Annotated in this window: 21 protein-coding genes; 3 read left to right on the top strand and 18 right to left on the bottom strand. The window is 61.6% G+C overall.

The genetic code is table 11. The features are described from left to right. The 13 genes from LQ956_RS07595 to alaC form a co-directional block, all read right to left on the bottom strand. Positions 1 to 1,311, bottom strand: a complete 1,311-nt coding sequence (locus tag LQ956_RS07595; protein ID WP_238621717.1) for a homoserine dehydrogenase — start codon at positions 1,309 to 1,311, stop codon at positions 1 to 3. A gap of 83 nt (positions 1,312 to 1,394) precedes the next feature. Continuing rightward, entirely contained in the window at positions 1,395 to 2,528 is a 1,134-nt protein-coding gene (locus LQ956_RS07590; protein ID WP_238629762.1) for an HD-GYP domain-containing protein, read from the bottom strand. 23 nt (positions 2,529 to 2,551) lie between these two features. After that, entirely contained in the window at positions 2,552 to 4,249 is a 1,698-nt protein-coding gene (locus LQ956_RS07585; protein ID WP_238629761.1) for an ATP-binding SpoIIE family protein phosphatase, read from the bottom strand. A 12-nt stretch (positions 4,250 to 4,261) separates the two neighbouring features. Then, positions 4,262 to 4,567 carry an STAS domain-containing protein gene (locus tag LQ956_RS07580; RefSeq protein WP_238621714.1) on the bottom strand — a complete coding sequence of 102 codons (306 nt, stop codon included), beginning with the start codon at positions 4,565 to 4,567 and terminating at the stop codon, positions 4,262 to 4,264. A gap of 410 nt (positions 4,568 to 4,977) precedes the next feature. After that, on the bottom strand, positions 4,978 to 6,042 hold the full coding sequence (locus tag LQ956_RS07575; protein WP_238621713.1) for a protein-glutamate methylesterase/protein-glutamine glutaminase: 1,065 nt from the start codon (positions 6,040 to 6,042) through the stop codon (positions 4,978 to 4,980). 63 nt (positions 6,043 to 6,105) lie between these two features. Next, positions 6,106 to 7,338 (bottom strand): methyl-accepting chemotaxis protein, encoded by a 1,233-nt coding sequence (locus LQ956_RS07570; RefSeq protein ID WP_238621712.1) that lies wholly within the window; start codon positions 7,336 to 7,338, stop codon positions 6,106 to 6,108. A 67-nt stretch (positions 7,339 to 7,405) separates the two neighbouring features. Then, entirely contained in the window at positions 7,406 to 8,017 is a 612-nt protein-coding gene (cheD, locus tag LQ956_RS07565; RefSeq protein ID WP_238621711.1) for a chemoreceptor glutamine deamidase CheD, read from the bottom strand. Between the two features lie 13 nt (positions 8,018 to 8,030). Then, positions 8,031 to 8,867, bottom strand: a complete 837-nt coding sequence (locus LQ956_RS07560; RefSeq protein ID WP_238621710.1) for a CheR family methyltransferase — start codon at positions 8,865 to 8,867, stop codon at positions 8,031 to 8,033. Further along, on the bottom strand, positions 8,852 to 11,317 hold the full coding sequence (locus tag LQ956_RS15005; RefSeq protein WP_274521510.1) for a methyl-accepting chemotaxis protein: 2,466 nt from the start codon (positions 11,315 to 11,317) through the stop codon (positions 8,852 to 8,854). The genes LQ956_RS07560 and LQ956_RS15005 overlap by 16 nt, the downstream gene beginning before the upstream one ends. A gap of 35 nt (positions 11,318 to 11,352) precedes the next feature. Further along, complete coding sequence (locus LQ956_RS07545; protein ID WP_238621709.1) at positions 11,353 to 11,856, bottom strand: chemotaxis protein CheW; 504 nt, start codon at positions 11,854 to 11,856, stop codon at positions 11,353 to 11,355. Then, entirely contained in the window at positions 11,849 to 14,158 is a 2,310-nt protein-coding gene (locus tag LQ956_RS07540) for a chemotaxis protein CheW (protein WP_238629760.1), read from the bottom strand. The genes LQ956_RS07545 and LQ956_RS07540 overlap by 8 nt, the downstream gene beginning before the upstream one ends. A 35-nt stretch (positions 14,159 to 14,193) precedes the next feature. Further along, complete coding sequence (locus tag LQ956_RS07535) at positions 14,194 to 14,559, bottom strand: response regulator (protein WP_238621707.1); 366 nt, start codon at positions 14,557 to 14,559, stop codon at positions 14,194 to 14,196. A gap of 258 nt (positions 14,560 to 14,817) precedes the next feature. After that, positions 14,818 to 16,026, bottom strand: a complete 1,209-nt coding sequence (gene alaC / locus LQ956_RS07530) for an alanine transaminase (RefSeq protein WP_238621706.1) — start codon at positions 16,024 to 16,026, stop codon at positions 14,818 to 14,820. Positions 16,027 to 16,165: 139 nt separating this feature from the next. Here alaC and LQ956_RS07525 point away from each other — a divergent pair, with 139 nt between their 5' ends. After that, complete coding sequence (locus LQ956_RS07525; protein ID WP_347402219.1) at positions 16,166 to 16,543, top strand: Mth938-like domain-containing protein; 378 nt, start codon at positions 16,166 to 16,168, stop codon at positions 16,541 to 16,543. 22 nt (positions 16,544 to 16,565) lie between these two features. Here LQ956_RS07525 and rpoS read toward each other — a convergent pair whose 3' ends face one another. From rpoS to surE, 5 genes are read right to left on the bottom strand one after another with little or no spacing between them, the layout of a single operon-like run. Then, entirely contained in the window at positions 16,566 to 17,603 is a 1,038-nt protein-coding gene (gene rpoS, locus LQ956_RS07520) for an RNA polymerase sigma factor RpoS (RefSeq protein WP_238621704.1), read from the bottom strand. A 33-nt stretch (positions 17,604 to 17,636) separates the two neighbouring features. Beyond that, positions 17,637 to 18,545 (bottom strand): peptidoglycan DD-metalloendopeptidase family protein, encoded by a 909-nt coding sequence (locus LQ956_RS07515; RefSeq protein WP_238621703.1) that lies wholly within the window; start codon positions 18,543 to 18,545, stop codon positions 17,637 to 17,639. A gap of 10 nt (positions 18,546 to 18,555) precedes the next feature. Beyond that, positions 18,556 to 19,140 (bottom strand): YqaA family protein, encoded by a 585-nt coding sequence (locus tag LQ956_RS07510; protein ID WP_238621702.1) that lies wholly within the window; start codon positions 19,138 to 19,140, stop codon positions 18,556 to 18,558. Continuing rightward, positions 19,137 to 19,802, bottom strand: coding sequence for a protein-L-isoaspartate(D-aspartate) O-methyltransferase (locus tag LQ956_RS07505; protein ID WP_238621701.1), 666 nt, complete (start codon positions 19,800 to 19,802; stop codon positions 19,137 to 19,139). Before LQ956_RS07505 ends, LQ956_RS07510 begins: the two co-directional genes overlap by 4 nt. Next, complete coding sequence (gene surE / locus LQ956_RS07500) at positions 19,799 to 20,551, bottom strand: 5'/3'-nucleotidase SurE (protein WP_238621700.1); 753 nt, start codon at positions 20,549 to 20,551, stop codon at positions 19,799 to 19,801. Before surE ends, LQ956_RS07505 begins: the two co-directional genes overlap by 4 nt. Positions 20,552 to 20,689: 138 nt before the next feature. Here surE and LQ956_RS07495 point away from each other — a divergent pair, with 138 nt between their 5' ends. Together LQ956_RS07495 and LQ956_RS07490 are read left to right on the top strand one after the other, a co-directional pair. Then, complete coding sequence (locus tag LQ956_RS07495; RefSeq protein WP_238621699.1) at positions 20,690 to 21,238, top strand: Smr/MutS family protein; 549 nt, start codon at positions 20,690 to 20,692, stop codon at positions 21,236 to 21,238. Between the two features lie 110 nt (positions 21,239 to 21,348). Next, positions 21,349 to 22,143 (top strand): Crp/Fnr family transcriptional regulator, encoded by a 795-nt coding sequence (locus tag LQ956_RS07490; protein WP_238621698.1) that lies wholly within the window; start codon positions 21,349 to 21,351, stop codon positions 22,141 to 22,143. Position 22,144: the final 1 nt, after the last annotated feature.

The raw sequence follows: 22,144 nt of genomic DNA, 5'->3' as shown, positions 1-22,144 counted from the left end.
TTACTTGAGATTCTCGAGGCGGATGCGAATCACCGGCGTCTTCACGGTCTCCAGGGCCTCGATCTCCCGAATGGCCTGGATCATGTTGCCTTCGCGCACCTCGTGGGTGAGCAGGATCACGTCCGCTTCCGTGGTGTCGTCATCCTGTTCCTTCTGCAGGATGGCCTCGATGCTGATGTCCTCGTTGGCCAGGATGCGGGTGATGTCGGCCATCACACCGGGGCGGTCCAGCACCCGCAGACGCAGGTAGAAGGAGGTCTTCACCGCTTCCATGGGCAGGATGGTGGTATCCGACAGGGTGTCCGCCTGGAAGGCCAGATGAGGGACGCGGTTCTCCGGATCCGTGGTCATGGCCCGCACCACGTCCACGATGTCCGCCACCACTGCGGATCCGGTGGGCTCGGAACCGGCACCGGCACCGTAATAGAGGGTCGGCCCCACGGCATCGGCGGACACCAACACCGCGTTCATGACCCCGTCCACGTTGGCGATCAGACGTCGCTCCGGGATGAGGGTGGGATGCACCCGCAGCTCGATGCCCTGAGCCGTGCGCCGGGCAATCCCCAGATGTTTGATGCGGTAGCCCAGTTCGTTGGCATAGGCCACATCCTCCCGGGTGATGCCGGTGATCCCCTCGGTATATACCCGATCGAACTGCAGCGGGATACCGAAGGCAATGGAGGCCAGGATGGTCAGCTTGTGGGCGGCGTCGATGCCTTCCACGTCGAAGGTGGGGTCGGCCTCCGCATAACCCAGGCGCTGGGCCTCGGCCAGCACATCCTGGAAATCGCGGCCCTTGTCCCGCATCTCGGTAAGGATGAAGTTCCCGGTGCCGTTGATGATACCGGCCACCCAGTTGATGCGGTTGCCCGCCAGTCCTTCGCGGATCGCCTTGATGATGGGAATGCCGCCGGCCACCGCCGCCTCGAAGGCGACAATGACGCCCTTTTCCTGGGCGCGGGCAAAAATCTCGTTGCCGTGCAGGGCGATCAAGGCCTTGTTGGCGGTGACCACGTGCTTGCCCTGATCGATGGCGCCAAGCACCAGTTCGCGGGCCAGGGTGGTGCCGCCGATCAGTTCGACCACCACTTCCACCTCCGGGTCATTGACCACCGAGAAGGCATCATCGGTCAGGCGCATGCCGCTCACATCGTGACAGTTGTGGCTGTCCAGATTCTTGCCGGCGGCGGCCACGATCTCGATGCCCCGACCGGCCCGGCGGGTGATCTCATCACTGTTGCGTTTGAGCACGTTGGCGGTACCGCTGCCCACGGTACCCAGGCCCAGCAGGCCAAGCTTGACGGGTTTCAAAAGGAACACTCCTTCGGCGCGGGAAATCGCGAGATTATAACGGAATCATGGCGCCGGATGGGCGGGATACCGGCCGCCTTGCATCAGTCGGCGACACGCCCCGTGAAACTGTGCGGTTCCGACGCCGGGCTTGGCGGTTCGGCAAAGCGGTCACGGATGGCAAGAATCTCCGGCACCAGCTTGAAAAATACCGCCGTCAGCCGTGGTTCGAAATGGCTGCCGCTCGAATCCCGGATCAGATCCAGGGCATCCTGAACCGGCCAGGCCTTCTTGTACGGCCGCTCGGACGTCAGGGCATCAAACACATCCGCCAGGGCGACGATACGTCCGCTGACGGGGATCTCTTCCCCGGCCAGTCCCAGAGGGTAACCACTGCCGTCCCATTTTTCGTGATGGGTCAGAGCGATCTCCCGGGCCAGATTCAGCAGTTCCGACTCGTCTCCGCTGAGGATGTCCCCACCGATGGTGGCATGAGATTGCATGATGGACCATTCTTCGGGGGTGAGTTTCCCAGGCTTGAGCAGGATCTGGTCGGGGATGCCGATCTTGCCCACATCGTGCATGGGACTGGCGTGGAGCATGCGCTCACATTCGGCGTGGCTCCACCCCAGATGGCGGGCCAGCAGCTCGCAAGTGTGGCTCATGCGCAGAATGTGATACCCGGTTTCATTATCCCGGTACTCGGCGGCACGCCCCAGTCGCTGAACCACCTGCAGACGGGTACGGCGAATCTCATCGGTCCGCTCACGAACCATCTGCTCCAGTACATCCTTCTGGTTATGGGTCATGCGGTGGGCCAGCTGTACGTCCAGCATGTTGCGGACCCTGGCCAGCACCTCGGCACGGTCAAACGGCTTGCCGATGAAATCCCTCGCACCCACATTCAGGGCACGCAGCATGTACTCCCGGCTCGCCTGGGCGGTGAGCACCAGAATCGGCGGCACCAAAGGGTCATTGAGCACCGCAAACTGCTCCATCACCTGGAAGCCATCCATATGGGGCATCTGAATATCCAGCAGGATCAGATCCGTTCTCTCTTCCCGATAGGCAGTCATGACCTGACGGGGATCCTGCACCATCACCAGATTGCCGTAGCCGTCACTGCGCAGGAGACGCTCCATCAACACCAGGTTGGCGCGCTCATCATCCACCACCATGATGCGAGCGGAGTTGCGGCTCAGATGATAGTTCTCATCCTGTTTATGATGACTGGACATGAAATATTGATCCTTTCAATGATTCAGACACACCGATAGACTGCCTCCACTTGGGTGCCTAGATTGCAGTAGTTCACGGACTCGCACAGTTCCCGCACCAGGGCGATACCACGCCCCCAAGGCTTGACCGAGACACTCAGTGGTTCAGGGGGTTTGCCGAAATCGAACCCCTGGCCGCTGTCCGTAATGGTGATTCTGATCGTACCGGGCGGTCCGGACTCATAAGCGATATCCACCCGTATGCTGCCGACGGGGCCTGCCGCGAGTCTGCTCTCCCGCTCCACATAATAGGCCGAAAAACCGTCCGGCGTCGCCTTCATCCAGGAAGGCAGGCGCAGGATACCGTGCTCCAGCGCATTGGTGTAGAGCTCGTGGAGGACGGTTTCCAGGGCACCCAAATGGGCACCAAGTTCCTCCTGCAGCCCCAGAGGCCCCAGCAGATGCGCCATTGAAGGCGTCCGCGCCAGACGTCCGTCCCGTAACAATACTGAACAGGCGACCCCTCCCTGGGAAGATGGAACGGCACCCAGATTGGCGCACCCGAAAATATCCACAGTCACCGGGATCTCCACCGCACCGATATCATCCTGTTGATCCGTATCCGCGCAGTGGGCATCCAGCGATTGCAGCAAAGGCGCCAGCAGACTGCGGTCACAGGTCCAGTTCGCGATCAGCTCCGGCCACCCGGCCTGCCCGAAGGCACGTCCTTCGGCATCCTGGGCTTCCAGCAGACCATCAGTGATGAGTAGGAGACGGTCCCCCATCCGCAGGGGTCTGCGCCGCGGGGCGTCACTATGGGACAGTTCGGGCAGGATGCCCAGAGGCAGGGCATGGGAGGCCAGCCGATGGATGCCCTCGGCATGGCAAACCAACCCGTCCGGCATCCCGCCATTCCACCAACGCAAATCCCCCCCCGATACCGGAAAAGTCACCATGAAGGCGCACATGAAGCGGTCGGTGGGCAACACCCGGTGAAGCTTGCGGTTGATCTCCTCCAGCACCACTTCGTCGGCCACCCCCTTGCGGGTCATGGAGTGAAAGGCGTCGGCAACCGGCAATGCCCCGATGGCCGCCGACAGGCCGTGCCCCGTAAAATCTCCCAGCAGAACGCGCAGACTGCCATCGGGCAGATACTGGCTCAGCAACAGATCGCCATTGAAGGTGGCCGCCGGGCGCATCAGGATACCCAGATTCTCTCCGGCCACATTGCGGTCGTTGACCGCATGACTGAAGATTCTCTCGGCCAGCACCTGTTCCTGACGATCGATCTCCAGCAGCCTCGCCAGCATCCGGTTCTTGGCCGCAATGTGACGATGCAGGTCACGCACCCGCTCCATGGCCACGATGCGGGACTTGAGCACATTGAAGCTGAAGGGCTTTGACAGAAAATCGTCACCACCGGCCTCGATGCAGCGCACCAAAGACTGGTCGTCATGCAGTGCGGTCAGGAAAATGATCGGGACAAAGTCGTTGCCGGACAGGGTCTTGAGATGTTGTGTCGCCTCCAGGCCGTCCATGCCGGGCATCATCACATCCATAAAAATGATATCCGGCCGTGATGCCTCGAACCGGGTCAGGGCCTCGCTGCCGTTCCGGGCCTCAACGACATGGAAGCCTTCGCGCTTGAGCATGGCGGCCAGCACCAGGCGGTTGGTGGACTCGTCATCCACCACCAGGGCCATGCCCCGCGTAGCGGGCGAAGAGGCAATGTGAAGACCCATCTGGAAACCACGCTACTCTAGGATGAACAGACGGTCGAAATTGGCAATCCTGAGGATTCTCAGAACATCCTCGGTGCAGCCCCGGATGGTGACGCGCCCGGCATCGGTACCCGCGTGCTCACGCAGCAGCAGCAACATCCCCAGGGCCGAGCTGTCCAGATAGTCGGCACGGGACAGATCCACCAGAAAACGCACGGAGCCAGGGGCAATATCCCGGTAAGCATCGCGAAACGGACGGTGTTCGGAAAAATCAAAACGCCCCTCAATATTGATGATGACAAGCGCGTTTCCGCTGTCGACCTGGCGACTGATACTCATGACACATACTCCGCTAAAAATTGACTAGGCAGGTAACAGACCCAACCCCCGGGCACACCACACCCCCATCCACCCCTCATTGCCGTCACTCCCGCAAAGTCCCCTCACCGTCACTCCCGCGAAGCCCCCCTACCGTCACTCCCGCGCAGGCGGGAGTCCAGGGTTTTTCAGTCTGTCACTGGATTCCCGCTTTCGCGGGAATGACGTGTTCAGACGCTGGAGTAAAGCCTTCTTTGCCGTCACTCCCGCAAAGTCCCCTCACCGTCACTCCCGCGCAGGCGGGAGTCCAGGGTTTTCAGTCTGTCACTGGATTCCCGCTTTCGCGGGAATGACGTACTCAGACACTGACCTGCTCAGACACTGAAACGACTTATCCAAGACGTCCTTCATAGCATCATCCGTCCTTAGCGTCACGAAGAGGCCTTGAGCAAGGCGGCGGCAATCTCCTGCAACGGCAACACCCTGGAGGCCCCCCCACGCTTCACTGCCTCTCCCGGCATGCCCCAGACCACACTGGTGGCCTCATCCTGGGCAATAGTAAAAACCCCGGCATCATGGAGTTCCTTGAGTCCCTGTGCCCCATCCGCCCCCATTCCGGTCAACAACGCGGCGCAGGCATTGGTACCGGCGGACTGGACCACGGAACGGAACAGCACGTCCACGCTGGGGCGATGGCGATTCACGGGCTCCGCCCGGCTGAGACGACACACATAGCGTGCGCCATCCCTGGCCACCAGCAGATGATGATCGCCGGGGGCGATATAGACATGGCCGTTCACCAGACGATCGCCATCCTCCGCCTCCCGGACCACCAACCGAGTCTGTCGATTCATGCGTTCCGCCCAGGCCCTGCTGAAACCGGGCGGGATATGCTGCGCGACCACCACGGCCGGACAGTCGGAAGCAAGCCCCATCAGCACATCCTTGACCGCTTCGGTCCCACCCGTGGATGCACCGATGGCCAGCAGGCGGTCGGTCGTATGCAGCCGCACCGCTGCCGGCCGCAGGGGGATCACCTGATCCACCGAGTGCCGGGGCGGCGGCGGGGCCAATTGTACCTGCGCACGCACACGGGCACCTGCCGCCATGCGGACCTTGCCGATCAACTGATCACTGTATTCGCTCAGGGTGCGCGATACATCCAGGGTGGGCTTGGTGACGAAGTCCAGCGCCCCCAGTTCCAGGGCCTGAAGGGTGACATCGGCGCCCCGGGCGGTCAAGGACGACACCATAACCACCGGCATGGGACGCAAACGCATGAGATTGCGCAGAAAGGTCAGCCCGTCCATGCGAGGCATTTCCACATCCAGCGTCAGCACATCCGGATTCAGGCTCTTGATCCGCTCCCGTGCCACATAGGGGTCCTGGGCGGTGCCCACTACCTCGATATCCGGCGCGGAGTCCAGGATCTCGGTCAGGACCTTTCTGACCAGCGCGGAATCATCGACGATCAGTACGCGAGTCTTCCGGCTCAAGGCATGATCACCATGCTGCTCCTCCAATGAAGGGATGCGTAACGATGCCAATGGGAAGCGGCATCAAAAAAGCTCGATCTCACCTTCTTCCATTGATTTTTGATGCACCGGCCGGTGGGCCGACTCGCGCAACTGGGAGCGCAGCGCCTCCAGTCGACGCCGCGAATCTTCCAGCTGGAGCCGGGAATGAGCCGGTTCAACCAAGGGTAACTGACGCAACTCGGCAATGAATCGATCCATGAAATCAATGCGGTGGCCGGCCCGCTCCAGCACCTGGGTGGTGATATCCTCAAACTGCAGCAGGCGGACCGCATCGCCCACACTCTGCTGCACCCGCGCCATCCCACCTGAAACCTGCTGCAATCCCTCCTCGATAACCTGGCTCATCTGTCGTACCTGAACCATCATCTCGTCCACCGATCCTTTGGCATCAATCGATGCGTTCATGTCCTGAGAGGCCATGCGACTGACAATCTCACGGGTATGGGCAAATACGCGATTGGCCTGCTCCACCAGATGGCGGATCTCTTCGTTGAACTTATCGGAATCCCGGGACAGCTTGCGGACCTCCTGGGCCACCACGGCGAATCCACGGCCGGCCTCTCCCGCCCGGGCCGCCTCGATGGCCGCATTGAGCGCCAGCAGATTGGTCTGACCGGCAATATGCTTGGCGCTGTCCAGCAGGGAAAAGATCTGCCCCATCTGGTTGGACAGATCGTCCACTTGATGAGCCACTTCCACGCTGTGCTTGCTGACATCGATCAGCATCTGCACATGGTCGTTCATGACCCTTGAGTTCTCCAGCATGAAGGTGTTGAGATCGATCATTTCCCCGGTAGAGCCGGTTTTAACGGACAAACCGCCCACCAGGCGCAGGACCAGTGCCTGCTGTTCTTCGGAGGCAGTGGACAGGTTCTCGAAACTCTGACGCAGATTACCGGCACCATGGGAGACCAGATTGACTGCCTGCTGCACCAGCTCGCGAAGCTCGGTGATTTCGGTGACCATCAGCTGGTCGATCTCCAGCACCAGATCCCACAGCGCCTGGTCAAGATCCTGCGAGGCTTTGCCGTCCCCCTTGGTCGAAAGAGGACCATCCCCTTCAAAAGACCGCCCCGGCTGCCCTGCCATGAGGATGGACAGCGACCAGATCAGCGCCACCAGCAGGACGCAGAGCCAGGCCGGAAACCAGGCAGAGAGCAGCAACGACAGCAGCAACACCAACACAGTGGCCATTGCCGCGGGCCAGTGTTCCCTCAGCCTGTCCATCATGTCCTTCACACTCAAGCCCTGCATGTCTTGCTTCCTCATGGTCCACACAATCACAGGCCGAAGGCTCACCGATCTCCCCCTGCTTCAGTGGTCAGGAAAACAGTTCCACATCCCCGGCCACGGGGGCCTGACGCAGGCGCTGACTGTATTTCATTTCCCGTTCCAGGATGGTGTCGTTCTGCAACGTCCTCAGCTTACGCACCAGCACCCGTCCATCCGCCGGGAAAAAATAGACCTTGCGCGGGTGACTCCCCATCAGATCCCTGGCCAGGACGGGAATACCCTCCGTCTTGAGATAATCCACCGCGAAGCGTGAATTACGCTCCCCGACGACATTATGGGTGAAGCCGGGGATCACGTTCCCGCCCCCGAACAACTTGGCCTCGAGATTGCCGCGCCTGGCGCCTTTCTTGAGCAGTTCATTGATGAGGATCTCCATGGCGTAATCACCATACCGCATGGCACTCCCCACCCGTGAGTCTTCTTCCCGCCGGTCATCGGGCAGCATGAAATGGTTCATGCCGCCGATCCCGGTCACCCGATCCCGGATGCAGGCCCCGACGCAGGAGCCCAGCACGGTCACCATGAGCAGGCCGGGCTCGGACACGTAGTATTCCCCGGGCAGCACCTTGACCGCATTCATTTCGAAATGCCTGTCAAAGTAATGGGTGGCGGCCAGAACTTCTTCAAAGCTCTTGGTCATGCAGACAGATGCCTCACGTCTTGGCGACAGGCTCGTAAATGGTCTTTCCCTTGAGTCGGAACAAGTCCGCGGCGTGAGCCAGACTCTCTGAATGCCCCACAAACAGCAGTGAATCGGGGGTCATGAGGGGATGAAAGCGGCTCATCAGCCTGTATTGTGTCGGCTTGTCAAAATAGATCAATACGTTACGGCAAAATATGGCATCAAAAGGGCCTTTCAGGGGCCAGGCACCACCTAGCAGATTCAAGGTGCGAAAGGTGACCAGTTCCCTGACCTGGGGACGCACCCGGGCCATGCCGTCCTGACGACCTCGGCCCCGCAGGAAAAAGCGCTGCCGCTCCTGCGCCGGCACCTTGCTCACCCGTTCCATGGCATAGATGCCCTGTGACGCATGTTCCACCACCTGAGTATCCAGGTCGGTGGCCAGGATCTTCACCGGCGGGTTCCAAGAACCGAAGGCATTGATGGCCGTCATGGCGATCGTATAGGGCTCCTCCCCCGTCGAGCAACCAGCGGACCAGATCCGTAACGGACGCCGGTTCCCGGCATGGGTGCTGACCAGATGCGCCGCCAGGACGGGAAAGTGATGAGACTCCCTGAAGAAGGCGGTCAGATTGGTGGTCAGGGCATTGACGAAGTGCTCCCATTCCGGCGAGTCCACTTCCAGGCCGTCCAGATACTGCCCGAAAGACCGCAGCCGATTGGCCCGCAACCGGCGGGCAAGGCGACTGTAGACCATGTCGCGCTTGCCCGGGTTGAGGGAGATGCCGGCATGGGTGTGGATCAGGCCACGGACGTACTCAAAATCCTGATCCGTAAAGTGGAATTCCCGGCTCAGAACTCCTCCCATTCATCATCCGACGGCTTGCTCGGCGGTGGCACCTTTTTCGTCCCACCCGTCGCGGGCCTGGCACCGGCCGCGGGTCTGGGCATCGCCCGGGGCGCTGCCTGCACCCTGGGCCTGGCGACCTCCACCGCCGACAGGGCCTTCTTGCGCTGGGGAGAGGTGAGTACGGTGCCTGCACCACTGCCGATGCCCGTGTCATCCACCCGGAAGACGCTGACCGCACGGGCCAGCCCCTGTGCCTGCTCCTCCAGAGATTCAGCCGCGGCGGCTGCCTCTTCTACCAGTGAGGCATTCTGCTGGGTCACGTCATCCATCTGGGTCACGGCGGTATTCACCTGCTCGATACCCGAACTCTGCTCATCGGCGGCGGCGGATATCTCGGAAATGAGGTCGGCCACACGTTTGACCTGATTCACCATCTCTTCCATGGCCCCACCGGCTTCGAGGACCAGTTTGCTCCCCTGGCTGATGGTGGCGGCATCCTCGGCGATCAGGGCCTTGATCTCCTTCGCAGCCGAGGCCGAGCGCTGGGCAAGGTTTCTGACCTCTCCCGCCACCACTGCAAAGCCCCGCCCCTGCTCACCGGCACGGGCCGCTTCCACTGCCGCGTTCAGGGCCAGGATATTGGTCTGGAAGGCAATACCGTCGATAACGGTGATGATCTCGCTGATCTTCTCCGAACTTTCGGTAATGGCCTTCATGGAGGTCACGGCCTCCCTGACCTTGTCGCCACCCTGGGTCGCGGTTTCACGGGCAGTATTGGACAACTGGTTGGCCTGCCGGGCATTGTCTGCGGTCTGCCTGACCGTGGAGGTGAGCTGCTCCATGCTGGAAGCGGTCTCCTCCAGACTGGAGGCCTGCTCCTCCGTGCGCTGGGACAGATCCGCGTTGCCCACCGAGATCTCTCGGGCCGCGGTATTGATGGCATCCACGGATTCCTTGATCTGGGTGATGAGCTCCTTGAGACGGCTCACCGTGCTGTTGGTGTCGTTCTTGAGCTGACCGAAAGTGCCCTCGTACTCGCCACTCACCTGCTGCGTCAGATCGCCGTGGGAGACCGCATCCAGCACCCGGACCACTTCCGACAGCCCGGTGGCGGTCTTTTCCATCAGGGTATTGACGCCCTCGCCCAGGCGCTTGAAGAAACCACTCAGGTCCTGCGTGGGGATGCGCTTGGTGAAATCACCCTTCACGGCACCTTCCACCAACGTACTCACTTCCTCTTCGACCTTCAGCTCCTGAGTGCGATCCGTCCATTCGATGACCACGCCCACCCGCTCACCTTCGGTGTTCATGATTGGATTGGCCACCAGACGGAAGGTACGTCCACCGATCATGACCTGGGTGTCATGGGTGGAGCGCATGGTGTCCATCATCTGGCGCTGATGGGCCGGATTCTTATGGAAGATATCCACGCTGGCACCCAGGACCTGGTCCGGGTTGAAACTGGGCAGATCCTTGCGGATCTCATTGACGGCACGGCGGAACATGCCCAAGACCGCCTCGTTGACGTAAATGATTCGACCACCGGGCTCGGACACCATCACGCTGGAAGAAACGCTGTCCAGCGCATAGCGAATACGCAGGTTCTCGGCCGCCACCCGCCGGGTCTCGGCGATGTCCGCCTTCAGCTTGGCCTGCATTTCGGACAACCCCTTGAGGGCCAGACCGATCTCATCCTTTCGATTTTCCTCGATCTTCTGATCGTAATGACCTTCACCGATGGCGCTGAAATGGGCCACCAGGGATCGCAGGGGGCGGACCAGGCTGATGAAGGTCAGGGTGGCCAGAACGATGGCAAGGAGCATGGCGATCGCGGCCAGCCAGATCACCTTGCGAATCTCCGCTTCGGAGGCAACCACTGCGGCAGTGGCCTGGGTGCTCGCCCGCACCAGGTTGCCGTTCACCAGTTCATCGAAAGTGGCGCCCATGGTATTGGAAATAGGCACCATGCGGTTGATGATGGCCCGGTATTCATCCATCAGCTGATCGTAACGTACCGGATCCGTGGTGTTGATCATCCCCTGAATCAGGCGATCCAGTTCTACATAGATGGTTCTCCAGGCCAGGTATTCGCCGCTTAGACGGGTAAAGAGCCGCTGCCCCTCTTCCGTCAGCCGGGGAATGCTGCTGATCTCGTTCCAGTTCTGATCAATGATCTCCCAGGACCGCGTCCGCTGACCGGCAATGCTGCGCAGGGCCGTCTTGTCCGTATGGCCATCAATCTGTACCAGCACCTCCACCGTCTGGGCACGGATGACCATCCGTTCGGTATTGAGCGTGGTCAACGCCCGGATCGACGGCAGACGGTTGTCCCGGATCTGCTGTGAATAATTGGACCAACTGCTGAAGCCCAGATAGGCCTCGTAGGCGGCGTAGCCCAAGGCCAGGATCAGCACCCCGCCAAGGAAGCCGATCTTGATCCCTGCTGAAAGATTGTCGAACCAGCGCATGTGCGTATCCTCTACTGGATTCCTGAGCAAAACGACTAGGCCGAACCGGACTGAACCTGATCCACCAGCCCCATCTCTCCGCTACTCATGAGTTTCTCGATATCCACCACGATGACCATACGGTCATCCAGAGTGGCCAGCCCGTCGATATAGGCAGTATCAAGGATGGCGCCGAACTCCGGAGCCGGGCGGATCTGCTCGGCTCTGAGGGCGATGACATCGGAGACACCGTCCACCACCATGCCCACCACCCGGCCGCTGATATTGAGGATGATGACCACGGTGAACTGGTTGTACTCGGCCACACCCAGGTGAAATTTAAGGCGCATGTCGATGATCGGCACGATCACCCCACGCATGTTGATCACGCCCTTGATGAAGTCGGGAGAATTGGCAATCTTGGTAACCGCGTCGTAGCCGCGAATCTCCTGCACGTTGAGGATATCGATGCCGTATTCCTCGTCGCCCAGGGTGAACGTCAGGTATTCCCGGCTTTCATCACTGCCGATGATCGCCCGATCCTTTGCTGTCTCAGTCATGTGCCTGCTCCCGCACCTCGAAGGTTGCCATTGATGAACCGAGCCTGCGATTGAGTCGCATCAGTTCGTCCACGTCCAGGATCAGCGCGACCCGCCCGTCCCCCATGATGGTGGCCCCGGACACCCCTTCCACCTTGCGGTAATTGGTTTCCAGACTCTTGATCACGACCTGGTGCTGGGCCATGAGTTCGTCCACCAGCAGGGCTGCCCTGCCCTCATTGGTATCCACGATCACCACGATACCCTCTTCAACGGGGAACCTGCGCCCACCCGATGAAAAGAGGCGTCCCAGTTCCACCAGGGGCAGATAATCGCCACCCACCTGGAAGACTCGCCCCTTGCCGGATACCGTCTTCACCTGCGTGCGACGAGGCTGCACGGACTCGCGGATAGCGGTCAGCGGGAGGATGAAGATCTCGTCCGCCATGCGCACCGACATGCCGTCCAGAATGGCCAGGGTCAGGGGTAGCCGGATGATGATCCGGGTCCCCTTGCCCGGTTCGGAGTCGATCTCCACCCGGCCATTCATCTGTTCGATATTTCGGCGCACCACATCCATGCCCACGCCGCGCCCGGAGATGTCCGTCACCTTCTCCGCAGTGGAGAACCCGGGGGCAAAGATAAGCTGCCAGACCTCCTTGCTGGACGGGTTGTCGGGTAGGGCAATCCCCTTCTCCGCGGCCTTGGCCAGCAGCTTGTCCCGGTTCAGGCCAGCGCCGTCATCACTCACCTCCACCACGATGTTGCCGCCCTGATGGCTGGCACGCAGCATGATCTCACCTGTCTCGGACTTGCCGGCGGTCCGGCGCTGATCCGGTGATTCGATGCCATGATCGATACTGTTACGCACCAGATGGTTCAACGGATCGGCCAGGCGCTCGATCAGCCCCTTGTCCAGTTCGGTATCCTCCCCCACCAGTTTGAGATTGACCTTCTTGTGCAAGGAGGCGGCCGTATCCCGGACCACCCGGGGGAAACGGTTGAACACGAAGCTGATGGGCATCATGCGGATGGACATGACGGACTGCTGCAGATCACGCGAATTGCGTTCCAGGTTGGCCAGACCGTTGAAAACGGACTGATGACCCACCGGGTCCAGGGCGGAAATCGACTCCGCCAGCATGGCATGGGTGATCACCAGCTCTCCCACCAGATTGATGAGCTGATCCACTTTTTCCACGCTCACGCGGATGGAGGTGTCACCGGCCGGCGTACGCCGGGCCGGGGGTTGCCGACCGCCTTCCGGTGTTGGTGTGCCGCCTCCACCGGCGGGCGGGCCGGCATTGGCGGCAGAAGGGCCTGAGGAGTCTGCGGGGACAACACCGGGCGCGCCGTCGAAGAAGCCAAAGCCCTGATCGGTCTCATCTTGCTCTCGTGCCACCTGTTCGGCAACCTGCCCCATTCCCGGACTGCCGCCGAACAGACCATATCCGGGATGCTCCTGGTCCAGTGCCTGTACCGCGCCCGGAGCGTCCTCGAACAATCCGTAGCCCGGATCCGTATCCGTATCCGGAACGCCGTCGCCGGGAGTCTCACCCATCGGTTCAAAAAAGCCGTAACCGGGGTCTTCATCCGTCGCTGCGGAGGCCGGCATGGATTCCACACGCACGCCGGCGGCATCGCAGACGAAATCCAGCAGATCCATGATATCGGCATGGGCAACCGGCGCGGTCAATTGCCACCCCAGGCAGTCACCATCTTCTTCCTCTGTAAAAGGCTCCAGTGGACCCAGCTCAGCCAGGGCCGACACCAATCCCTCCAGAGAGGTATCCGGCTTGAGTCCGGCCTGTTCCCGATGAATCCGGATGCGCCAGACCCGGCAGTCCGGCGCATCCCCCCCCGGGGCGGCAGCGGACTCAACTTGACGGGGTACATCCGAGGGCGGGGGCGATACAGGAGCCCCCGGCTCAGCCTCCAGCATGGACAGTCTTTCCAGCCTGTTGCAGACCTCGGCAATGCGGGGGTTTTCAAATACCCCGCCTTCCTGATGGGCTGCCAGCTGCGCCTTGAGGATGTCACCGGCATCCAGAAAGGCATCCACCATGGCCGTGGTCAGCTGCAGTTCCTGCCGGCGCAGGCGATCCAACAGGGACTCCAGCACATGAGTCATCTGGGCCATGTCGGTGAAACCGAAGGTGCCCGCGCCTCCCTTGATGGAATGGGCCGCACGAAAGATGGCGTTGAGCATCTCCTTGTCGGCAGCCTCCACATCCAATTCCAGGAGCAGGCTCTCCATTTCGGCCAGGTGCTCGGCGGCCTCCTCGAAAAACACCTGATAAAACTGGCTCATGTCGATGGTCATGCCGCTTGTCCCCACACGGGTTGGAATCTCCTGATTCAGCCGATGACCTTGCGCACGACCTCCAGCAGCTTTTGCGGATCGAAGGGCTTGACCAGCCACCCCGTCGCCCCGGCTGCCCGGCCCTGGGACTTCATGGCATCCCCGGACTCGGTGGTCAGCATGAGGATGGGGACGGTCTTGTACTGGGGCAGGCCTCGCAATGCCTTGATCAGGCTGATGCCATCCATGCGCGGCATGTTCTGGTCGGTGAAGATGAGATCGAATCTACCCGCACGGGCCTTGTCGAGTCCATCCTGACCATCCATGGCCTCGGTGACGGTATAACCCGCCCCCTTGAGGGTGAAGGACACCATCTGGCGAATCGAAGCGGAGTCGTCCACCGTGAGGATCGTTTTGGGCATTGGCATGCTTCTCCTTTGTCTTACCCGGAATAATCGGCCCGGACTGAACATTCTTGAGCCACGCAGACTCCATATCTGGATATATCCTAAATACAAACCGAACGGACCGGTACACAAAACGTGACGAACCGCGCAAAAACAGGCGCAGTGACTTCCAACCGGGAAAGCACAGAGATCTGTGGTAACAGCCCGCAAGGAACAAACAAAGAAGGGGGCCACAAAGCCCCCCTCAAAGAACCCACCAGTGGCGTGGGGCCCTCAGCCGGGCCGCTCTTCAGCCTCGGCCCTGGCATCGGTGCGGAACATGGCCTTGATCCCCCGCAGGGCCTGCCGGGTACGATGCTCGTTTTCGATCAGGCCGAAGCGGACATGGGTATCGCCATAGGTGCCGAAGCCGATACCCGGGGACACCGCCACCTTGGCATCCCGCAACAGCTTCTTGCAAAAATCCAGGGATCCCATATGCCGATACTGTTCGGGAATAGGCGCCCATACGAACATGGTTGCCTTGGGTTTCTCCACCGGCCAGCCCAGGGCATTGAGGCCGTCACAGAGCACGTCCCGGCGTACCCGATAGAGCTGGCGAATCTCTTCGACGCACTCCTGGGGACCTTCCAGGGCGGTGATGGCCGCTACCTGGATCGGGGTGAAAGTGCCGTAATCCAGATAGGACTTGATTCGACCCAACGCCGCCACCAGGGTGGGATTGCCGCACATGAAGCCCACGCGCCAGCCGGGCATGTTGTAGGTCTTCGACAGGGTGTAGAACTCCACTGCCAGATCCTTGGCCCCGGGCACCTGCAGGATGGACGGTGCCTTGTAGCCGTCAAACACGATCTCCGCATAGGCCAGGTCGTGGACCACCCAGATCTTGTGTTCCCGGGCGATGGCCACCACCTTCTCGAAGAACTCCAGCTCCACGCACTGGGTGGTGGGATTGGCGGGGAAATTCAGGATGAGCATCTTGGGACGGGGCCAGGAATCCTGGATGGCCCGCTCCAGTTCGGCAAAAAAGTCCACATCCGGCGTCAGAGGGACATGACGGATGTCGGCGCCGGCAATGACGCAGCCATAGGGATGAATGGGATAGGCCGGATTGGGCACCAGCACGGCATCGCCGGGACCCAGCGTCGCCAGCGCCAGATGGGCCAGCCCTTCCTTGGAGCCGATGGTGACGATGGACTCGGTCTCCGGATCCAGGTCCACATCATAGGTATCCTTGTACCAGCGACAAATGGCGCGGCGCAGACGCGGAATGCCCTTGGACATGGAATAGCGGTGAGTATCGCTACGCTGGGCGGCTTCCACCAGTTTGTCAACGATGTGATCCGGGGTGGGCTGATCCGGATTCCCCATCCCGAAATCAATCACATCCTCGCCTCTGGCACGGGCCTTGGCCTTCAGGTCGTTGACGATGCTGAAGACATAGGGGGGGAGTCGCTTGATTCTCGGAAACTCTTCGATCACAGGGGTAATCCGCGTTGCAGAAGGGGGGTGAATAAGGAGAGTACAGATAAACCAGGAACGATACTGGGCACCCGGAAACCTGTCAATCAGGGTGGACTTGCACTTGCCTTGCGCGGGGCCGTCGCGTTAGCTTCAGCCCATGAAGATGACACGCGAATACGGAGATGGTCGGCATGTGATCACGGCCCATGATGCGACATGGATTCAGGTCAATCAGACCCGCTACGAAAAGAGCCTGGTGGTCTTGCCGGACGCCCTCATCCCGAACTGGGGACCCACCGACCCGGAAACGCTGACGGCGGCTGCACTCGCCCCCATCCTGGAACGATCACCGGAGATCCTCCTCCTGGGCACCGGTCCGGTCATGCGCTTTCCCGGACGGGACATCCTGCGCCTGTTCAAGGACCGGGGCATCGGACTGGAAGTCATGGATACCGCTGCCGCCTGTCGCACCTATAACGTCATCATGAACGAAGGACGGCGCGTAGCCGCCGCCCTGATGGTGCCCGGAGACTGACAACGCCGGCTTGCCGGGCACTTCAGTTCTGCAACAGCGTTTCTTCGGAAAACCCCCGACTTTCGAGGATCTTGCGCAGGCGCTTGAGGGCATCCATCTGGATCTGCCGTACCCGCTCCCGGGTGACGCCCAGTTCAAGCCCCACCTGCTCCAGGGTACTGCGCTCAAAACCATGCAGCCCGAAGCGACGGACGATCACCTCGCGCTGCTTTTCATCCAGCTCCATCAGCCATTCATCCACGTAGTGGATCACGTCTTCGTCCTGAATCAGCGCCGCAGGCTCCGGGGTCTGCTCGTCGGGAATGACATCCAGCAAAGGACGATCACTCTCCTTGCCGATGGGCAGATCCACCGAGGTCACCCGTTCCGACAGCGCCAGCATCCGCTTCACGTCCTGCACCGGCTTGTCCAGGTGTCTGGCCACCTCCTCCGCCGTCGGCTCATGATCCAGTTCCTGGGCCAGCTGACGGGATGCGCGCAGGTAGACGTTCAGTTCCTTGATCACGTGGATGGGCAGACGGATGGTTCGGGTCTGATTCATGATGGCGCGTTCGATGGTCTGGCGAATCCACCAAGTGGCGTAAGTGGAAAAGCGGAAACCACGTTCCGGATCGAATTTTTCCACGGCACGGATCAGCCCCAGGTTGCCCTCTTCGATCAGATCCAGCAGGGCCAGACCACGATTCATGTAGCGCCGGGCGATCTTGACCACCAGTCGCAGATTGCATTCGATCATCTTCCGGCGGCCGTATTCATCACCCTGTTGCGCCAGCCTCGAGTAATAAACCTCCTCCTCCGGGGTCAGCAATGGTGAGAATTCGATCTCGCTCAGATAGATCCGGGTGGCGTCCATGTCGCTCTTGGGCACTTCGCCCGCCGCAAAGACCATGGACGGCTCTTCGTCTTCCGTCAGGCTCTCCTCCGCTTCATCGGCATCGTCCTTCAGTGGTGATGACGCTGTCTGTTCCGGGTCCGGCGGCTCATCCCCGGCATCCTCCTCCTCATCCAGTCGTTCCTCCATATCCTCATACACGGGGTTCTTGTCTCGCCTTTTGGGCATGTGACCTCCTGTGCGGGGCTGCCACGCCCCTAGTTATCGGTCCGGTATGTAGCGCAGGGGATCGACCGGCTTGCCATCCTCGCGGATTTCGAAATGCAGCATGGGCCGGTCCGTACCGGTGTCCCCCAGCAGGGCGATCTGCTGTCCAGCAGATACCGTAGCGCCTTCATTCACAAGGATTTTTTCATTGTGACCATAAGCACTTAAATAACTGTCGTTATGCTTGATGATAATAAGCTTTCCATATCCGACAAGTCCACTTCCGCTGTAGACCACCCGGCCGGGGGCGGCGGCCCGTACCGGCTGGCCCCGCTGGCCGGTAATGGCGATGCCCTTTTTCCCGGTCCCTTGGGCATCGAAGCGGCGCACTACCTGCCCTTCGGTGGGCCACTGCCACACCAGGGGACCGGTGGCCGCCGGGGCGGAGGTGGGGGTGGCCGGCTCACGCACCGGCTGGGCCACGGGGGCCGGCCGGGGCGGGGTGGAACTGGCCGATGAAGACGGCGGCGGCGTCGGGGCCGGAGAGGATGAAGTCGGGGGCGGGACCGATGCGGTGGGAGCGGGACGCGCGGAAGCGGAAGCCGGCGGCGCCGGTGTCGGCGTGGCCGCCCGCGGCGGCGGCTCGGTCCGGGTTTCCCGGGGTGTCGCCGCAGTGGTCCGCGGTGCCGGCGTGGCGGCCGGTGTCGGTGCCGATGCCGTCCTGGACTGTCCCGGCGGCGGATTCATGCGCAGGCGCTGGCCGGGATAGATGGTATAAGGCTCACGGATCCCGTTCCAACGCGCCAGCGCCTGCCACTCCAGGCCGTAACGCCAGGCGATGGAATACAGGGTTTCATGCTGGCGGACGGTATAGGTACCGGAACGAAACGCCGGATCTTCGGGCTTGACGGCGGCGCAGCCCGAAACCATGAGCATCAGCAGAATGAGTGCCAGTCCCTTCACCGTGTCTCGTTCATCCGTACCATTGATAGAGAGCAACCGCCAGTAACAGGCAGACTACCGTCAGCCATCCCAGCCATTCGATATAAGGCCGCAATTTTGGTTCCACCCGCGGCCCCAGCCAGCCAATCAACAGCGCAACGGCAAAGAAACGCGCCCCCCGCCCCAGGAACGAGGCGATGACGAAAGGCAGCAGGGCCATGGACAGGGCACCGGCGGTGATGGTGAAGAGCTTGTAGGGAATGGGAGAAAAACCCGCGACGAGCACGACCCACACCCCCCAGAGGGTAAACCATTCCTGTGCCAATGCCAGTTCTTCACCATAGCCGGCGTTCAGGATCAGGGGTTCGAGCATACCGAAGGCCAGATACCCCAACAGATACCCCAACAATCCGCCCAGCACGGAAAACAGTGTGGTGATGAAGGCCAGATACACCCCCCGTTGCGGCTGTGCCGCCACCATCGGTGCGAGCATCACATCCGGCGGTACCGGAAAGAAGGACGACTCGGCAAAGGACAGGGCCGCCAAATAGCGAGGCGCATGGCGATGCCGTGACCAGCCCATGACCCGGTCATAGAGCGGACCGAACAGCTTCATAGAACCTCTCCCGGCAACAGCGGTACGAAGCTCACCGGCCCCAGCTCATCCTTGACGAAGGCCTTGGTGGTGCGAGTGATGCGCACCAGGGACTGGGATTCATGCTCGCCGCCGACGGGGGCCAGGAGCCACCCCCCCACCTTGAGCTGCATCAGCAGGGGCTCGGGAATCTGCCGAGGTGCCGCCGTGAGCAGGATCCCGTCATAGGGGGCATTTTCCGACCACCCGTGGGTGCCGTCCGTATGGCGCAGGCTGACATTGTGCAGACGCATGCTGCTGAGCACCTCACGGGCCCGGCGTTGCAGGGGGCGGACCCGTTCCAGACTGATCACGCGCCCCACCAGTTGGGCCAGTACGGCCGCCTGATACCCTGACCCGGTGCCCACCTCAAGCACCAGTTCCGGCACTCCCTCCTCCAGCAGGGCTTCGGTCATCCTGGCCACGATATAGGGCTGGGAAATGGTCTGGCCGAACCCGATGGGCAGGGCTGTGTTCTCATAGGCCCGATGGGCCAGCGCCTCATCCACGAACAGATGTCGCGGGGTGGAGCGCATCACCTCCAGCACCCGGACATCACGGATTCCCAGCTCCTGCAGCCGGCGGGCCAGTCGATCACGAGCACGCTGGGAGGTCATGCCGATTCCCGCAAGATCCTGGTTCAAGCCTGCTCTCCCGTCAGCCAGCGACTCACCACATCCATGGCATCGTAGCGGGTCAGATCCACCTGAATCGGCGTGACGGACACATACCCGGAGCGGATTGCGTGAAAGTCGGTGCCCGGCCCGGCGTCCTGTTCCGGCCCGGCGGGACCCACCCAGTAAATGGGTCGTCCCCGGGGGTCCGTGGCACGGGTGACCGGTTCCGCCTTGTGACGATGCCCCAGCCGGGTGGTCTGGAAACCGCGGATCTCTCCCCAGGGCAGATTCGGAACATTGACATTCAGGATGGTGTCGGAAGGCAGAGGCATGTTGCGCAGACGTTCCAGCAACTGCATCACCGCCCGGGCGGCGGAATCGAAGTGCTGACAAGGGTAGCCGGCCAGGGAAACGGCAATGGCCGGCAACCCGAGAAAGCGGCCTTCCATGGCCGCGGCCACGGTACCCGAGTAAAGGACGTCATCCCCCAGATTGGCGCCCGAGTTGATCCCCGAAATCACCATGTCCGGCTCCTCTTCCAGCAGGCCGGTGATGGCCAGATGGACACAGTCGGTGGGTGTGCCGTCCACCCGCACATCACCGCTGTCGAGAGTTTCCGGGCGCAGCGGGCGGGACAGGGTCAGGGAATTACTGGCACCACTGCGGTCACGGTCCGGTGCCACCACATGGACTTGGGCACAGGTCCTGAGGGCCTTGGCCAGCGTTTGCAGGCCCTGAGCGTGGACACCATCATCGTTACTGAGCAGTATGCGCATATCGAGTCACTTTGAAGTCAAGTGGTTAATATACTGGAAAGCCCGTCCCCGGCGCATGTCCACCGAATCTTTCCGGCCGACACGCTCATGCCGCCGACGGCCCGAGCAGGCTCAAACCACCGGCAACGGATCCCTGACATGCCGCCGCAAGACTCGCAAGATCAAGATGATGACATCGCCCTCTTCCGCCAGGCCGTAGGCCCGGTGGAGCCCGTGCGCGCAGACCGGGCCACGCTGCAACCCCGGCGGCCACCCCCCAGACCCCGCCAGACCGAGGCCCAGCACCAGCGCGCCCTGGAAGCCATGGTTGAGGACCCCTTCCAGGTCACCGACATCCAGCCAGGCGACGAACTCATCTTCATGCGCGAAGGCCTGCAGCGACAGGTCTTCAAGAAGCTGCGGCGTGGGCATTACCGGATCGGGGCGGAACTGGATCTGCACGGCATGACGGCCCGCGAAGCCCATGCGGAGCTGGGCCTGTTCATCGCCGAAGCCAGGACGCGCCGCCTGCGCTGTGTGCGCATCATCCACGGCAAGGGCCTGCGCTCCAGCAACCGGGGACCGGTACTCAAGAGCCGGGTGGCCCACTGGCTACAGCAACGCTCGGACATCCTGGCCTTCTGCTCGGCACGCCCCGCGGACGGCGGTACGGGCGCCGTGCTGGTCCTGCTCAGACTCATCGAATGACGGGCTGAAAAAGGCTCGTACAGGGCATCTTTTCGATACCCAGGGCAGTTTCATACCATGCTAGTATGGAAAACCTTGAAGAGACCCATCGTTAGGGGGAGCGTTCACCGTTGTCCAACCCATGTGATCTCGCCTTGGGCGATGGCGACCCGGCCGGCCGCCGGCGGCGCGATAAAAATATCCAGCCGGGCCGGGCCGTCACGCCGCAGATGGATAACGACTGCGGTCGCTGCCCGGTCAGGGACGTCAGCCTGTTCGGCGATCTGCCGGACGAGGTGGTGCTCAGGCTCAACAACCCGGCGGAACACCTTGATCTTCCTGCAGGCCATGTCCTCTACCGGGAAGGCGCCGAGGCCAATGCGGCGTTCACCCTCAAGGACGGAGTGATCAAACTGACGCGTACCGCCGTGAACGGTCGCGACCAGATCCTGCGCCTGCTGACCCGGGGGGATGTCATGGGGGCGGAAGGACTGATGGGGCATGCCTACAACCACACGGCCACCACCCTGACTCCGGTCCAGATCTGCCGGCTGCCGTTGCCGGTGCTCAAACGACTGCAGGCGGAGCACCCCACCCTGAACCATGCCCTGCTGGCCCGCTGGGCCCTGGCCCTGCAGCAGGTGGAAAACCTGGCCCTGGAACTGGGTACCAAAAAGGCCGGTGAACGGCTTGCTGCCTTCCTGCTCTACTGGCGGGCCAAGAACGGCCACTACCCCAGCATGCCGCTACCCCTGTCCCGCACCGAGACCGGCGCACTGCTGGGCCTGACCGTGGAGACGGTCAGCCGCTTCTTTGCCGACTGGAAACGGCGGGGTTATCTGTCGGAGAAGGCCGGCATCATCTATCTCCATGACCTGGAAGCCCTGGAAAGCCTGAGCGGCTCGGAATCCGTCCCCGGGATCTGAT

It is taken from the genome of Ectothiorhodospira lacustris (assembly GCF_022227845.1).
Lineage (GTDB): Bacteria > Pseudomonadota > Gammaproteobacteria > Ectothiorhodospirales > Ectothiorhodospiraceae > Ectothiorhodospira > Ectothiorhodospira lacustris.
The sequence above is the reverse complement of the archived record's forward strand: the minus strand, read 5'-3'. Positions and strand labels throughout refer to the sequence as shown.